The sequence below is a fragment of the Massilia sp. 9I genome, from assembly GCF_902506415.1.
In the GTDB taxonomy this organism is placed as follows: domain Bacteria; phylum Pseudomonadota; class Gammaproteobacteria; order Burkholderiales; family Burkholderiaceae_D; genus Telluria.
Window position 1 is genome coordinate 925,048 of sequence record NZ_LR733275.1, and the last position, 14,724, is coordinate 939,771.

Genomic DNA, 14,724 nt, shown 5'->3' on the forward strand with positions numbered 1-14,724 from the left:
CGGGGACAGCGTGGCCTATCAAGCCGAGTATGCCGACAGCCATGGCGCCTCCCTGTACGGGGAGGCGCCCGCCAACGCCGGGATGCCCCGTGGCGAGGAGCAGCGCCACCTGGTCGCCTACGCGCCGCTGGTCAAGCGCATCGTGCGCCAGCTGAACTCGCAGGTGTCGGGCGCGGTCTCGCGCGAGGACATGGAGCAGATCGGCCTGATGGGCCTGCTCGAAGCGCTGCGCCGCTACGGCACTCCCGACCAGGGCTTCGGCAGCTACGCCTCGCTGCGCGTGCGCGGCGCGATCCTGGACGAGCTGCGCCGCCAGGACTGGCGCCCGCGCGCCGTGCGCCAGGACAGCCACCGCGTGCGCGACGCGCTGCGCGAGCTGACCCGCAAGCTGGGCCGCGAGCCGACCGAGAAAGAAGGCGCCGCAGCCCTCGGCGTGACGGCCGAAGAATTCCGCCAGCACGTGCTGGACGACTGCGCCGAAGAGATGCTCAGCTTCGACGAAGTGCTGCAGGAAAGCACCGAGCAGGCCCACAGCGCACCGGGTCCGGAAGAGCAGTATCTGGTGCGGCGCAGCCTGGAACAGGTGCTGGGCAGCCTGAACGAAAAAGAACAGCGTGTGATCCAGATGATCTACGAGTTCGAACTGAGCTACAAGGAAATCGCCGCCGTGCTCGACCTGTCGGACGCGCGCGTCTGCCAGCTCAACAAGAGCGCGCTGGCCAAGATGAAGGCGGCGCTGCAGCGCGGCTGATCGAGAACAAACAAGCAAGCCAACAAGAAAGGCAGTACGTCATGCAGCAATTACTCGGTATCGCGATCGTGCTCGGCGCCGTGTTCGGGGGCTTCACCCTGATGGGCGGCACCTTCTCCGCGATCTTCCACCCGGTCGAGCTCCTGATCATCGGCGGGGCGGCGCTGGGCGCCCTGGTGCTCGGCAATCCGAAGCACGTGCTGGCCGAGCTGGCCCACCAGCTGAAGAAGGTGGCCGCGCGCAAGAAGCACGATTCGGAATTCCAGCGCCAGCTGCTGCTCCTGATGTACGAACTGCTGCAGACCGCCGCCGGCGGCCTGAAGGCCCTCGACGCCCACGTCGAAGCACCGTCGGAAAGCCCGCTGTTCCAGCGCTACCCGCGCATCCTGGAAGAGCCGAAGCTGCTGGCTTTCATCGTCGACAACTTCCGCCTCATGGCCATGGGCAAGATCAACGCCCACGAGCTCGAAGGCGTGCTGGAACAGGAACTGGAAGCCATCCACGAAGAACTGACCCAGCCGGCCAAGTCGCTGCAGAAGATCGCTGAAGCGATGCCGGGCTTCGGCATCCTGGCCGCGGTGCTGGGCATCGTGATGGCGATGTTCTCGGTGTCGGGCGGCGCGGACTCGGGCGAGATCGCCGAGAAGATCGGCGCCGCGATGGTCGGTACCTTCATCGGTATCTTCTTCTGCTACGGCCTGCTGGAACCGCTCGCCAACATGATGAAGCAGCTGGTGAATTCGGAAGCCTCGACCATGGAAACCGTGAAGGTGGTGCTGTGCACCCATGTGGCCGGCAAACCTGCGCTGCTGGCGATCGACGCCGGGCGCCGCCTGATCCAGCTGAACACCAAGCCCAGCTTCGCCCAGCTCGAACAGTGGATCAATGCCATGGGCGGTGAAGACGAATCGCAGAACAAGCGTCGCCGCAATACCGATCGCATGGCGGGCTGATCGTGTCTAAAGCGAACGAGAAACACGAAGCCACCATCGTCAAGCGCGGTGGCGGCAAGCACGCGCACGACGAGCACGGCGGGGCCTGGAAGGTCGCTTTCGCCGACTTCTGCCTGGCCTTGATGGCACTCTTTCTAGTTCTCTGGCTGATTGCCTCGCGCGAACAACAGAATCTCAAGAAAATCGTGCGCGACGCCACCGACAGCGGTATGCTGGAAGGCTTGGGGCGCAAGCCGGAAATCGCCTCGGAGCCGAGCGGCAGCATGATCGAACGCTTCCAGCTGCCGACCGCCGGCAGCAGCGGCAACGACGATCCGGGTACCCCGAGCCAGCCGCGCGTCGCTTACGAGTCGCCGTCGGAACTGGCGGCGCTGTCGAAGGCCCTGGGCGAAATGAGCCGGGAAGCCGGCCTCGCCGCCAACCTCGACACCGTGGTGACGCCTTACGGCCTGCGCGTGATGCTGCACGATACCGACCGCCAGGGCATGTTCATGCGCGGCAGCGCCCTGCCCACCGGCCGCTTCGTGAAGCTATTGCGCAAGATGGGCCCGCTGTTCGCGCAGATGGAAAACCAGATGCTGATCGTCGGCCACACCGACTCGTCGCGTTTCGCCGGCTCCGACAAGGGCGGCTATTCGAACTGGGCGCTGTCGACCGACCGCGCGCTGTCCGCCCGCGCCGAACTGCTGGGCGGCGGCATGCGCACCCAGACCGTGCTGCAAGTGGTGGGCATGGCCGACCGCGCACCGATCGACGCGCAAGAGCCGCTGGCAGGCATCAACCGCCGCATCGAACTCTTGATCCTGACCAGCGGGCAATCGCGCCTGGTGGCCAGCATGTTCGGTAAACCGGGCGCCGCCCTCCCGCTGGGGAAGGAAGCGTCGATCGGGATGCCGGACGCGGCGGCGCTGGAAAAGCTGCGCAGCCAGTTGCCCAAGTAAGCCGAGGCACCAATGAGCATTCAATCGAAACGAGGACCCCGCATGAAGATCACTGGCGCGATCACTTCCACCGTGAGCGTCGGCGCCCAGCGCGTCACCGTGCAGGCGCCCGCCGAGGCGACGCCGGGCGGCGCCGCTGCACCGGCGCTCCAGTCCGAGGTGCTGCAGCCCGCGGCCGCGGCCCTGAAGGCGATGCCGGATTTCGACGCCGCCCGCGTGGCCGAGCTGCGCGACGCCCTGGCCAAGGGCGAGCTGCCTTTCGATCCGGGCCGCCTCGCCGGCCTGATCCAGCGCTTCCACGGCGGAGGCCGCGGATGAGCAAGATGACGCGCCAGCAGGCCAACCTGCTGCTCGCCGACGGGGTGCAGGCCGACGTGCGCGACAGCGCCGAGGTGCTGGCCCTGCTCGAACGCCAGTTCGACGCCGCCCTGCGCCACCGCAGCAGCGAGCTGACCCTGCTGGCCGAACAGCTCACGCCCCTGCTCGACGCCATGGAAGCGCGGCGCCAGCAGCGCGTGTCGCTGGTGCGCGCCCTGATGGGGCAGCAAGGCAGCATGGGCGACTACATCGGCAGCCTGGCCGAGCCGGCGCGCGGCGCCCTGGCCGCCGCCTGGGCCGACCTGGAAAGCACCGTGCAGGCCTGCAAGGCCGCTACCGCCCGCAACGGCGGCCTGCTGGCGGAACAGTACACCGTGATGCAGCGCGTGCTGCACGGCGAGGACGACACCTATGCGCCACGCTGATTTCTCGACCCCTGCCCTGCAGCCGACCGCCCCGACTGCGGCCACCCGCCCCACCGCCGGCATCGGCGGCGGCGATGGCAGCAGCTTTGGCCGCATGTTCGGTGAGGTACAAGGCGAAGTCGCCGCCTATATCCAGAACGGCGATCCAGGCGCGTCCAGCAGCGGCGCAGCCGGCTTGACGGCGGAAGGCGCCATGTGGCGCGCACGCGCTACAGGTCTCATCAGCGGCGAAACGGAAGTCGAGGGCGCCGAAGCTTTGAATGCCGTCGGCGTGAACACGCCGGAGCAGAAGGCTTTCCTGGAAAGCATCGCCCCCTGGGCGCAGCAGGCCGCGCAGCAGCTGGGCGTGGCGCCGGAACTGGTGTCGGCCCACGCCGCGCTGGAATCGGGCTGGGGCCAGCGTCCGCTGAAGGATCACAACCTGTTCGGCATCAAGGCAGGCAGCAACTGGGATGGCGCCGTGAGCGATTCCGCTACCACCGAATACGTGGGCGGCGCCGCGATCAAGACCCGCGAACGCTTCCGCGCCTATCCGGACGCGGGCTCCGCCTTCCGCGACTATGCCCAGATGCTGATCGATAATCCTCGCTACAAGGGCGCGCTGGGCGTGGGCGGCGACGCGCGCGCCTTTGCCCAGGGCCTGGCGCGCGGCGGTTACGCCACCGACCCGGGCTATGCAAGCAAGCTGGAACGCCTGGCCACCAAACTGCAGCGTAACGACGGCTAAGGCCGGCTGATGCCGGCCGGCGTCTCGACCGGCTCCACGGTGCCGGCGCCGGCTACGCGCATGCGCACCACCTGGCCACTGCCGACGTTGCGCACCCGGACCACGGCGCCGCGCGCGCCGGCGTCGAGCGCCTCGCCCGCCATGCTCACCTCGATGCCCTCGTGGCGCGCCACCATCAGCACCTGGTCGCCACGCTTGACCATCACGGGAGAGCTCAACTGGCTGGAACGCAGCACTTCCCCGGCGCGCAGGCTGCGCCGGCTGGTCTGGCCAAGCGCATCCGCAGGCGTGCCGATGGCGTCGTTCATGATGGTGACGTCGCGCCGCTCCAGGGTGATGTGCTCGTCGCCCAGGACTTCACCGGCGCGCAGCGGTGCGCTGGTGACGGCGACCACGGCGCTGACGCGGGCCCGCACCACGAAGTCGTGGCGCCAGCCGCCCGGGTCCGGACAGCGCGCCACGAAGCGCATGCGCGCGTACTGACGGGTGTCGAGGGCCTCGATCTCGACCGGCGCATTGCAGGGCGGCGCCGGGCGTGCGCTGAGGACCGTGAGCTCGACTTGTGGATCCGACAAGCCGCTATTCAGCAGTTGTTTGTCAATTTGACCACGCGCGGCTTGTTCTATCCGTAAGGAAATAGATTGCGCAGCATCGGTTGTGGCGCATAAAAGACAGGATACAATGGCGACGGTTGCCGTACGGAAAGCAATCATTGTTAAATAGAGGGTCGCGGCAGGAAATCAACAAGCGCCCATTTTACCGAAACAAGCTGCAGTACACCGACAGAGGATCGACATGACGATTAATTTCAAGGAAGCCCTCGGGGTCCACACCGACGCGCTGCAGCTGCGCGCCGAGCGTACCCGCGTGCTTGCCGCCAATATCGCCAACGAAAGCACGCCGGGTTATACCGCGCGCGACATCGACTTCGCGTCGGCGCTGCAGGAACAGATCGATGCCGAAGCCGGTGAGCCGACGCTGTCGACCGACGGCCCGCTGTACCGCGTCCCCTTCCACCCGAGCGCCGACGGCAACACCGTCGAGATCGGCGTCGAGCAGGCCGCGTTCTCGCAGAACGCCTCCGATTTCCAGACCAGCCTCACCTTCATCAACATGAAGCTGCGTGGCCTGGCCAAAGCCATCAACGGACAATAAGCATGGGTTTCAAGGACATCTCGAATATCGCAGGCTCGGCCATGGCGGCCCAGACCGTGCGCCTGAACACGATCGCCAGCAACCTGGCCAATGCCAACGCCGTGGCCGGCTCGGAAACCGAAGGCTACCGCGCGAGGAAACCCGTGTTCGCCTCCGTCATGGGCGAAGACGGCGGCGCCAGCGTCCAGGTGCTGGACGTGGTGCAGTCGAGCGAGCCGCTGCGCAAGATGTACGAACCGGACAATCCGGTGGCCGACGCCGACGGCATGGTCTACTACGCCAACGTCAACGAAGTGGCGGAAATGGCCGACATGATGGCCGCCTCGCGCGCCTTCGAGACCAACGTCGAGGTCATGAGCCGCATCAAGGGCATGCAGGCTTCCCTGCTGAAGATGGGCGAGGGCTGAGCGCATGGTCACCACCACTAATTCTTTCGGCTTCCCCGCTTCCAGCACCCCGGCCAGCGACAAGATCGCGACCGGCGTCGCCACCAGCGAGAACAAGGACATGTTCACCAAGCTGCTGGTCGCCCAGATCCGCAACCAGGACCCGCTCGCGCCCTCGGACCCGAGCCAGTTCGTGAACCAGCTGTCGCAGCTGTCGCAGACCGAAGCGCTGCAGAACCTGGCGCAGACCACCAGCGCCAGCGCCAGCGTGCTGCAGAGCCTGCAAGTGCTGGCGATGGGCGCCCAGGTCGGCAGCGAGGTCTCGGTCGAGACCAATCGCGTGCGCCTGGACGGCGACAAGGTCTCGGGCAACATCCAGCTGGGCGGCATGAGCAGCGCCACCAACCTGGTCCTGACCGGCGTCGACGGCCAGCAACACCGCATCAGCCTGCCCTCGCACGGCGCGGGCAGCCTGCCGTTCACGATCGACCCGGCCGCCCTCGGCCTGGCGCCGGGCAATTACAGCATCAGTGCCGAAGCATCGGACGGCACCAAACCGGCCGTGGAAGTCAGCGGCCGCCTCGACAGCGTGCGCATGTCGGCGAACGGCGGCATCCTGCTGCAGGTCGCCGGCATCGGCGAGGTCGACCCTTCGATGGTCACCGGCTTCAACGGCAAGGCATCTGCCTTGGCCTCCCTGGAACACTGAAAGGAATTCACATGAGCTTCAATATCGCACTGTCCGGCATCCAGGCCATCAACGAACAGCTGGAAGCCGTCTCGAACAACATCGCCAACGCCGGCACCTACGGCTTCAAGAGCAGCCGCGCCAACTTCGCCTCCGTCATGGCCGGCGACCAGATGAACGGCGTGGAAGTCGCGTCGCTGACCCAGAACATCGGCCAGAACGGCGGCCTGGTCAACACCGGCCGCAGCATGGACGCCATGATCCAGGGCCGCGGTTTCTTCACCAGCCGCGACGAGCAGGGCGTGATGCAGTACACCCGCGTCGGCATCTTCTCGGCCAACAAGGACGGCTACCTGGTCGACGCGGCCGGCCGCAAGGTCCAGGGCTATGGCCCGACCGTGGGCGGCGCGACCGGCGTGATGGGCGACATCAAGATCCCGACCGGCCAGATCCCGGCCGTCGCCACCACCAAGGTGGCCTACGTCGGCAACCTGTCCTCCGACTGGAAGACGCCGACCGTCACCACCTTCGACCCCACCAACGACAAGAGCTACAACATGGTCAAGCAGTCGGTGGTCTACGACTCGCTCGGCACCCAGCACACCATGTCGCAGTATTTCGTCAAGAGCGCGACCACCAACACCGTCGAGGTCCACTACGCTTTCGATGGCGGCGCACCGCTCGCGACCCCCGTCAAGACCCTGACCTTCGACAGCAAGGGCGCACTGCCGGCAGGGACCAGCCAGGCGCTGACCTACAACCCGGGCGCCGGCCGCGACCCGGTCAACCTCACCATCGACTACGACGGCTCCTCCTTCGTGGCCGGCGAAGCGACCAACACCACCAACCGCAGCGACGGCTATGCCTCGGGCAGCTTCGTCGGCGTGCAGCTGGCCAACGACGGTTCGGTCATCGCCAAGTACAGCAACGAACAGCAGCAGATCGTCGGCACCCTGGCGATCGCCACCTTCCCGGACGAAGGCAGCCTGTCCCAGACCAGCGACACCAGCTGGGTCGCCAACAACGCCTCCGGCACCCCGCTGTACGCGGCGCCGGGCGTCGGCCTGGCCGGCCAGCTCTCGACCGGCACCCTGGAAGGCTCGAACGTGGACATCACCTCGGAACTGGTCGGCCTGATGACCTCGCAGCGCAACTACCAGGCCAACTCGAAGGTGATCACCGCCGAGAACCAGATGATGCAGGCCCTGATGCAGGCCCTGTAAGCCTGAGCGACCATGGATAAGCTGATCTTCACCGCCGTCAGCGGCGCCGAACGCACCCTCAAGGCCCAGCAGGTACGCGCCAACAACCTCGCCAACATCGAGACCGCGGGCTTCCGCGCCAACCTCGAAGTGGCGGCGACCCAGGCCATGCAGCAGGGCTATGGCTACGACAGCATGCACCTGGCCAAGACCCAGGCCGACACCATCTCGACCCGCGCCGGTTCGGTGCGCGAGACCGGCCGCCCGCTCGACGTCGCCCTCAACGGCAACGGCTACCTGGCGGTCCAGTACGGCGACGGCGAAGCCTATACCCGTGCCGGCGCGATCGACATCGACGCCAACGGCGCGCTGTCGGTGAACGGCCACCCGCTGATGGGCGAAGGCGGTCCGATCACCCTGCCGCCGCACCAGGCGGTCGAGATCGGCACCGACGGCACCATCTCGGTGCTGACCGAAGGCGCGACCCTGATGCAGCCCGTCGACAAGCTGCGCCTGGTGAATGCCGAAGGCGTGGAACTGGCCAAGAACGAAGCCGGCCTGATCGTGTCGCGCACGGGCGATCCGCTCGAAGCGGACCCGAACGTCAGCGTGCGCGGCCGCGCCCTCGAGGGCAGCAACGTGTCGGCGGTAGAAGAGATGGTCGCCGTGATGAGCCTGAACCGCAGCTTCGAGATCCAGATGAAGCTGTTCAAGGCCAGCGACAGCATGAACGAAGTGGGCAACCGCCTGATCGGCGCGTAAGCACGCCAACTCACCCAATCAAGGAGTCGTAATGAATCCAGCAATGTGGATCAGCAAGACCGGCGTGCAGGCACAGGATGCCAAGCTGCAGGCGATCGCCAACAACCTGGCCAACGTCAACACCGTCGGCTTCAAGCGCGACCGCGTCGTGTTCGAAGACCTGTTCTACCAGGTCGACGCCCAGCCGGGCGCCCAGAGCGCGGACAACACCATTTCCAACGGCGTCCAGCTGGGTAACGGTACCCGCATCGTCGGCACCCAGAAGGTCTTCACCAACGGTAACATGCAGACCACCAGCCAGCCGCTGGACGTCGCCATTTCCGGCGCCGGCTTCCTGCAGGTGCGCCGCCCGAACGGCGACCCGGCCTTCACCCGCGCCGGCCAGCTGGCGGTCGATTCGAACGGCACCCTGACCAATGCCCAGGGCCTGCCGCTGGTGCCGCAGATCACCGTGCCGCAGAACGCCACGGCGATTACCATCGGCGAGAACGGCATGGTCTCGGCCACCGTCGCCGGTTCCACCACCCCGACCGAACTGGGCCAGCTGACCCTGACCAGCTTCGTGAACCCGGCTGGCCTGCTGGCCCTGGGCGAGAACCTGTTCCAGGAAACCGCTGCTTCCGGCACCGCCAACGAAGGCCGTCCGGGCGACGGCGCTTTCGGCAAGCTGAAGCAAGGCGCGCTGGAAGGCTCGAACGTGCAGGTGGTCGAAGAGATGGTCGACATGATCGCCGCCCAGCGCACCTACGAGATGAACACCAAGGTGCTGTCGGCTGCGGACAACATGCTCCAGTACCTGGCACAGGCTGCCCGCTAAATAATGAAATACCTGATCGCGGCGCTGTGCGCCTCCGTCCTCGCCGGCTGCGCTTCCGCTCCGCCGCGCCAGGCCATGAACGACGACGACATCGTGCCGATGGGGCGCACGGTGTCGCGCGGCGTCTCGGGCGGCGTCTTCACGGCTGACACCGTGGGACTGACCTCGGACAGCCGTGCCTACCGCGTGGGCGACGCGGTCACCGTAATCCTCCAGGAAACCACCCAGGCCAGCAAGCGCGCCGGCACCAGCTTTTCGAAGGGCTCGTCGGCCTCGGTCGCCCCGATCGGCGCGCTGGGCAAGGTATTCGGCAAGACCGGCATCGATGTCTCGGCCGACCGCAGCTTCGAAGGCGACGCCACCAGCACCCAGCAGAACGCCCTGTCCGGCGCCCTGACCGTGATCGTGCAGGAAGTGCTGCCGAATGGCCTGCTGCGCGTGGCCGGCGAGAAGAACCTGATGCTGAACCAGGGCGAGGAATTCGTGCGCCTCAAGGGCTTCGTGCGCGCCCAGGACATCGACAACGACAACCAGGTGTCCTCGCTGCGCGTGGCCAATGCCCGCATTGCCTATTCGGGCAAGGGTGCGCTGGCCGACTCCAATGCCCCGGGCTGGCTGGTGCGTTTCTTCACTGGCCCGCTGATGCCGTTCTGAGGACGATATGATTCAAATTATCAAGGCATCGCGCGTTTTTCGAATCATGTTGTGCGTGGCCGCGCTCGGCGCGACCGCCCTGCCCGCTCAAGGCGCGCAGGCGCTGCGCAACCTGGTCAGCGTCGAAGGCGTGCGTGAAAACCCGCTGGTCGGCTACGGCCTGGTGGTCGGCCTGAACGGCAGCGGCGACTCGACCCAGGTCAAGTACGCCAGCCAGTCGGTGGTCAATATGCTCAAGCAGTTCGGCGTGCGCCTGCCGGAAGGCGAAGACGCCAAGAACAAGAACGTCGCCGCCGTCATGGTCTCGGCCGTGTTCCCGCCGGGCTACCGCCGCGGCCAGGCGATCGACGTCACCGTGTCCTCGCTGGGCGACGCCAAAAGCCTGCGCGGCGGCACCCTGCTGCTCACGCAGATGCGCGCGGCCGACAATGAAGTCTATGCGCTGGCCCAGGGCAACCTGGTGGTCGGCGGCTTGAATGCGACCGGCAAGAGCGGTTCCTCGGTGACGGTGAACACCCCGACTACCGGCCGCATCCCGAACGGCGCGATGATCGAGCGCGAGATCGCGACCGACTTCGCCACCCGCCCGCAAGTGATGCTGCGCCTGCGCCAGCCGCACTTCGAGACCGCCACCAACGTGGTCAATGCGATCAACGCCAGGTACGGCCCGATCGCCACCACCGCCGACGGCACCAGCGTCGAAGTGGTCGCCCCGCAGAATCCGACCGAGCGCGTGGCCTTCATGGCCAAGCTGAACAACCTCTCGATCGAATCCGGCGTCGAAGTGCCGAAAGTCGTGTTCAACTCGCGCACCGGCACCGTGGTCATCGCCGACGGCCTGCGCGTGAAAGCGGCCGCCGTCACCCACGGCTCGCTCAAGGTGATCATTTCGGAAAGCTCGCGCGTCTCGCAGCCGGGGCCGTTCTCGCGCGGCCAGACCGCGGTGACGCCGGAATCGAAGCTGTCGGTGGACCAGGGCTCGGGCCAGATGTTCCGCTGGCCGGCCGGCGCCAAGCTGCAGACCATCATCGACGTGGTCAACAGCCTGGGCGCCTCGCCCGACGACATCATGGCGATCCTGCAGGCTCTCGACCAGGCCGGCGCGATCGAAGGCGAACTGGTGGTGATCTGATGAAGATCGAACCGAACCAGGCTATGTCGCTGCAGACCGGCGCCGAGGCGCCCGACGCCCTGGCGCGCGTCGCCCCCGCTTCCGAGCTGCCCGATCCCGTGTACGTAGCCAAAGCCACCAAGGCCGCCGTCGAGTTCGAGCGCTTCTTCATCTCGCACATGCTCAAGGAAATGCGCTCCTCGACCCGCGCCATGGCCGCCGAGGACAGCGTGTTCAACAACCGCGTCAACCAGGACATGCAGGACATGGCCGACGACCTGTTGGCCGGGAACATGGCCGGCAATCGCGCCTTCGGCATTGCCGACGCCATCCTGCGCCAGCTGGTGCCGGGCGCCAAGACCGGCAAGTAGGCCGATGCGCAAAGCTTGCGCATAAAAACTTAATAAGCAGCAATAAACGGTCGCCTTTAACAGGTGTACCCCGCTCGAGGAAGAATTCCGCACCATGGCCATCATCAACAACGCTCTGTCGGGCGCGCTTGCCGCCCAGGTGGCTTTGACCACCAGCAGCCATAACATCGCCAACCTGCAGACCAAGGGCTATACCCGCCAGTCCGCCCTGCTTGCCACCCTCGGCGCGGATGCCAATCCTCGTTCGCCGGGCAATGGCGTGCAGGTCTCTTCCCTGCTGCGCTTCTCGGACAACTACAAGAGCCAGGCCATGTGGCGTGCCGCTGCCGACCTGGGCTCGTATTCGCAGACCCAGCCCTACCTGAACCAGCTCGAAAACGTCATGGGCGACGACACCGCCAGCCTGTCGGCCGGCATCGACCAGTTCTTCGGCGCCCTCAACGCGGTCGCCGGCGAGCCGGGTTCGACCCCGCTGCGCGAGCAGGTGCTGACCTCGGCCAACCTGATGGCGGAGCGCTTCAACGGCCTGAACAACGTGTTCAACGCCCAGCTGCAGTCGGTGCGCAACCAGCGCAGCGCGATCATCGATTCGGCCAACGCCCAGATCGCCACCATCGCGCGCCTGAACGGCCAGATCAGCGAAGCCCAGGCCGGCGGCCTGAGCGCATCAAGCATGATCGACGCGCGCGACCAGGCCATCGACGACCTGGCCGGCAAGATGGCGCTGGAAGTCTCGGACAATGGCGACGGCACCCGCAACGTGTCGCTGAAAACCGGCCAGGCGCTGGTGTTGGGCGGCATCTACGGCACCCTGAAGGCGGCCGCCACCTCGACCTCGCCGCAGGAATTCAGCCTGACTTTCGCCAACACCACCTTCGCACTGGATGCCGGCAAGCTGGGCGGCCAGCTGGGCGGCCTGACCAAGTACGAAACCGAAAAGCTGGTGCCGCTGCAGAAGGACATCGCCGATATTGCGCAACAGATTGCCACCAAGGTCAACACCCAGCTCGGCCTCGGCTTCAAGCCGGACGGTACGGCCGGTGCGCCCATGTTCGTGTACACCCCCGGCAGCAATGCCGACATGCTCAAGATCGCGCCTGGTTTCAAGTACTCCGACCTGGCCTTTTCCAGCGACGGCACGCCGGGCGACACCGGCAACCTGAAGAAACTGGTCGGCATCAAGAGCCAGTCGATCACGGTCGGCACCATCGGCACCGTGCTGCTGAGCGACGCGGATGCCCAGCTGGTCGGCAAACTCGGCGTCGACAGCCAGCTCAACAAGGCCGGCCTGAAGACCACCCAGACCGTGCGCACCCAGTCGATCGACGACTGGCAATCGACCAGCGGCGTCAACCAGGATGAAGAAGCCGTCAACCTGGTCGAGTACCAGAACATGTATCAGGCGAACATGAAAGTGATCGCCGTCGCCAACCAGCTGTTCGACGCCACGCTGGCGATGATGAGCTAAAGGAAACACCATGCGTATCGCGACCACCCAGTACCAATCGACGATGAACCAGTCGCTGCAGACCAACCAGGAGCGCATGTCCTACCTGACGCAGCAGCTGGCCGCCAACAAGCGCATCCTGGTGCCGTCGGACGACCCGGTCGACAGCGTGCGCCTGGCGCGCCTGAGCCGCGAGGACGCCACGGTGCAGCAGTACCGCGACAACATCGCCGCGATCAAGATCGGCCTGACCAAGATCGAAGGCTACATGAGCAATATGGCGACCGAACTGGTGCAGGGCCGCGACCTGCTGGTCTGGGCGGCCGACGGCGGCAATGCGTCGGACGACCTGAAAGCCATGATCAGCCCGCTCGAATCGCTGCGCGACAGCGTGTTCTACAACGCCAACTCGATCGACCAGGAAGGCAACTACCTGTTCTCCGGCACCCTGACCAAGACCGCGCCGATCAAATACGATCCGACGGCCGCCCTCGGTTCGCGCTACACTTTCGTCGGTAACACGAATACGCAGGAAGTGCTGGTCGGCAATGGCATCACCCAGCCGGCCAATCAGGACATGAAGGGCATCGAAAAGCTGCTGAACCATCTCGAGCTCAGCCTGGACAAGCTGAAGGCGCCCGGCGCCTCGGCCAACGATCCGGCCGTGCGTTCGGTGCTGGCCAATGCCCTCGGCGGCTTCGACGAAGCGCACAACCTGGTCACCAGCAAGATGGCGAGCCTGGGCGGTGCGCAGAACATCATGAAGACCCTGGACGCCAACCACGCCAACGTCAGCCTGTCGAACAAGATGGCGATCACCGACATCGGCGCGCTCGACGTCGGCGAGGCCGCCACCGCGCTGAACGGCTATTCGACCGCCCTGCAAGCGACGTACAAGGCCTACAGCCGTATCGGCCAGATGTCCCTGTTCTCGGTGTTGTAATTCGTAATCGTTGTAATCGTCTACGCACAAATGGAAGCAGCCCTCCGTCCGGCCAACCCGGCCAATTCGTCGATCAGCAATACCACCGCCGCCGGCGCCAATGCCGCGGTGGTGCGCGCGACCGCGGTCAAGCCGGCCGATCCGGATAGCCGCGTCGTCACCCGTGCGCCCGCGTCGGCGCCGCTGCAGCGCGGCATCAAGTGGAATCCTCAAACGCAGGGCAACGTCGCGCGCGCCCAGCAGGCCCTGGATTACCTGGAACGCGTCGCTTCCCAGCTGGAAGCGCTGAAAGCCGACCTGAGCGCCAAGATCACCGGCCGCGCCGACCCCGCGCGCCAGATCGAAGCGCGCTCGCAGCAGCTCACCAGCATGCTGGAAGCGCGCCGCAAGCAGGGCGGCGGCGGCCTCGACGCCCAGCTCTCGTTCAACGACGGCCAGCCGGCCATGACCCGTTTCCGCATCCGCGGTTTCGACCTGGCGGCGCTGCAGTCGAGCAGCAGCGCGCAGACCTACGCCTTCTCGGTCGGCGGCAGCGGCGGCCCGCAGCTCACCGCCACCATCGAACCGGGCATGACGCCGGAAGAAATCGCCGCGCGCCTGGACCGCACCTTGTCGCCGGTGAAAGTCCGTGTCGGGCTCGATAACCAGCAGCAACTGGTGTTCAGCGCGCCGGAGGGCGAGTGGGTCGGCATCAAGGATGCGATCGCGATCTCCGGCCGCGGCCGCGTGGAGGTGGTCGAGGAACCTGCCGCCCTCGCCCCACAACAATGGGACATCGGCAATCCGGACGCCCTGCGCCAGAGCCTGCGCGAAGTGCTGCAAGCCCTGGCCCGGGTGCGGCGCGCCCAGGACGCCGCAAGCGCCGCGCTCAGCGCGGCCATGGCGGCCACCGCGCAACCCGCGGTCCCGGAAGCCGAACTGGCGGTCATCGCCAGCGATGTCTCGGTCACCGCCGCGAGCCACGATTACCAGTCGCTGCTCGCGATCACCTCGGCCCTGGTCGGCGTCAGCCGCGAACGGGTCCAAGCCCTGCTCGGCCTGCGCTGATTCTTTCCCTGGAATAAAAGAAGCCC

At 66.4% G+C, this 14,724-nt stretch carries 19 protein-coding genes; 18 read left to right on the top strand and 1 reads right to left on the bottom strand.

Annotation, left to right across the window (positions count from 1 at the left end; translation table 11 throughout):
• Positions 1–10: 10 nt before the first annotated feature.
• The 6 genes from GV068_RS04230 to GV068_RS04255 are packed head-to-tail and all read left to right on the top strand — an operon-like array spanning position 11 to position 4,115.
• On the top strand, positions 11–751 hold the full coding sequence (locus tag GV068_RS04230) for a FliA/WhiG family RNA polymerase sigma factor (RefSeq protein WP_159704566.1): 741 nt from the start codon (positions 11–13) through the stop codon (positions 749–751).
• Between the two features lie 41 nt (positions 752–792).
• Positions 793–1,704 (top strand): flagellar motor stator protein MotA, encoded by a 912-nt coding sequence (gene motA, locus GV068_RS04235; protein ID WP_159696146.1) that lies wholly within the window; start codon positions 793–795, stop codon positions 1,702–1,704.
• 2 nt (positions 1,705–1,706) lie between these two features.
• Positions 1,707–2,645 carry a flagellar motor protein MotB gene (locus tag GV068_RS04240; RefSeq protein ID WP_159696147.1) on the top strand — a complete coding sequence of 313 codons (939 nt, stop codon included), beginning with the start codon at positions 1,707–1,709 and terminating at the stop codon, positions 2,643–2,645.
• Positions 2,646–2,687: 42 nt separating this feature from the next.
• Complete coding sequence (flgM, locus tag GV068_RS04245; RefSeq protein WP_159696148.1) at positions 2,688–2,963, top strand: flagellar biosynthesis anti-sigma factor FlgM; 276 nt, start codon at positions 2,688–2,690, stop codon at positions 2,961–2,963.
• Entirely contained in the window at positions 2,960–3,388 is a 429-nt protein-coding gene (gene flgN / locus GV068_RS04250) for a flagellar export chaperone FlgN (RefSeq protein WP_159696149.1), read from the top strand. The genes flgM and flgN overlap by 4 nt, the downstream gene beginning before the upstream one ends.
• Positions 3,375–4,115, top strand: coding sequence for a glycoside hydrolase family 73 protein (locus GV068_RS04255; protein WP_159696150.1), 741 nt, complete (start codon positions 3,375–3,377; stop codon positions 4,113–4,115). Before flgN ends, GV068_RS04255 begins: the two co-directional genes overlap by 14 nt.
• On the opposite strand, the gene flgA is transcribed toward GV068_RS04255, so the two are convergent.
• Positions 4,112–4,690, bottom strand: coding sequence for a flagellar basal body P-ring formation chaperone FlgA (flgA, locus tag GV068_RS04260; protein WP_229463705.1), 579 nt, complete (start codon positions 4,688–4,690; stop codon positions 4,112–4,114). The genes GV068_RS04255 and flgA overlap by 4 nt on opposite strands.
• Before the next feature lie 220 nt (positions 4,691–4,910).
• On the opposite strand from flgA, the gene flgB reads away from it, so the two are divergent.
• The 12 genes from flgB (at position 4,911) to GV068_RS04320 (ending at position 14,698) form a co-directional block, all read left to right on the top strand.
• Positions 4,911–5,270 carry a flagellar basal body rod protein FlgB gene (gene flgB, locus GV068_RS04265; protein ID WP_159696152.1) on the top strand — a complete coding sequence of 120 codons (360 nt, stop codon included), beginning with the start codon at positions 4,911–4,913 and terminating at the stop codon, positions 5,268–5,270.
• Positions 5,271–5,272: 2 nt separating this feature from the next.
• Positions 5,273–5,677, top strand: a complete 405-nt coding sequence (flgC, locus tag GV068_RS04270; RefSeq protein ID WP_159696153.1) for a flagellar basal body rod protein FlgC — start codon at positions 5,273–5,275, stop codon at positions 5,675–5,677.
• Positions 5,678–5,681: 4 nt separating this feature from the next.
• The gene (locus tag GV068_RS04275) at positions 5,682–6,365 is read left to right on the top strand and encodes a flagellar hook capping FlgD N-terminal domain-containing protein (RefSeq protein ID WP_159696154.1); all 684 of its coding nucleotides are present in this window, start codon (positions 5,682–5,684) and stop codon (positions 6,363–6,365) included.
• Positions 6,366–6,376: 11 nt separating this feature from the next.
• Positions 6,377–7,567, top strand: coding sequence for a flagellar hook-basal body complex protein (locus GV068_RS04280; RefSeq protein WP_159696155.1), 1,191 nt, complete (start codon positions 6,377–6,379; stop codon positions 7,565–7,567).
• 12 nt (positions 7,568–7,579) lie between these two features.
• Complete coding sequence (locus GV068_RS04285; RefSeq protein ID WP_159696156.1) at positions 7,580–8,308, top strand: flagellar basal body rod protein FlgF; 729 nt, start codon at positions 7,580–7,582, stop codon at positions 8,306–8,308.
• A gap of 31 nt (positions 8,309–8,339) precedes the next feature.
• On the top strand, positions 8,340–9,125 hold the full coding sequence (gene flgG, locus GV068_RS04290; protein ID WP_201303242.1) for a flagellar basal-body rod protein FlgG: 786 nt from the start codon (positions 8,340–8,342) through the stop codon (positions 9,123–9,125).
• Positions 9,126–9,128: 3 nt separating this feature from the next.
• Positions 9,129–9,779: a flagellar basal body L-ring protein FlgH gene (flgH, locus tag GV068_RS04295; protein ID WP_159696157.1), complete on the top strand. Its 651-nt coding sequence runs from the start codon at positions 9,129–9,131 to the stop codon at positions 9,777–9,779.
• Positions 9,780–9,825: 46 nt separating this feature from the next.
• Positions 9,826–10,911, top strand: coding sequence for a flagellar basal body P-ring protein FlgI (locus GV068_RS04300; RefSeq protein WP_159696158.1), 1,086 nt, complete (start codon positions 9,826–9,828; stop codon positions 10,909–10,911).
• On the top strand, positions 10,911–11,261 hold the full coding sequence (locus GV068_RS04305) for a rod-binding protein (protein ID WP_159696159.1): 351 nt from the start codon (positions 10,911–10,913) through the stop codon (positions 11,259–11,261). Before GV068_RS04300 ends, GV068_RS04305 begins: the two co-directional genes overlap by 1 nt.
• A gap of 94 nt (positions 11,262–11,355) precedes the next feature.
• Positions 11,356–12,729 (top strand): flagellar hook-associated protein FlgK, encoded by a 1,374-nt coding sequence (gene flgK / locus GV068_RS04310; RefSeq protein WP_159696160.1) that lies wholly within the window; start codon positions 11,356–11,358, stop codon positions 12,727–12,729.
• Between the two features lie 10 nt (positions 12,730–12,739).
• Positions 12,740–13,651 (top strand): flagellar hook-associated protein FlgL, encoded by a 912-nt coding sequence (gene flgL / locus GV068_RS04315; protein WP_159696161.1) that lies wholly within the window; start codon positions 12,740–12,742, stop codon positions 13,649–13,651.
• A gap of 30 nt (positions 13,652–13,681) precedes the next feature.
• On the top strand, positions 13,682–14,698 hold the full coding sequence (locus tag GV068_RS04320) for a hypothetical protein (protein WP_159696162.1): 1,017 nt from the start codon (positions 13,682–13,684) through the stop codon (positions 14,696–14,698).
• The last annotated feature ends 26 nt before the right edge of the window (positions 14,699–14,724 follow it).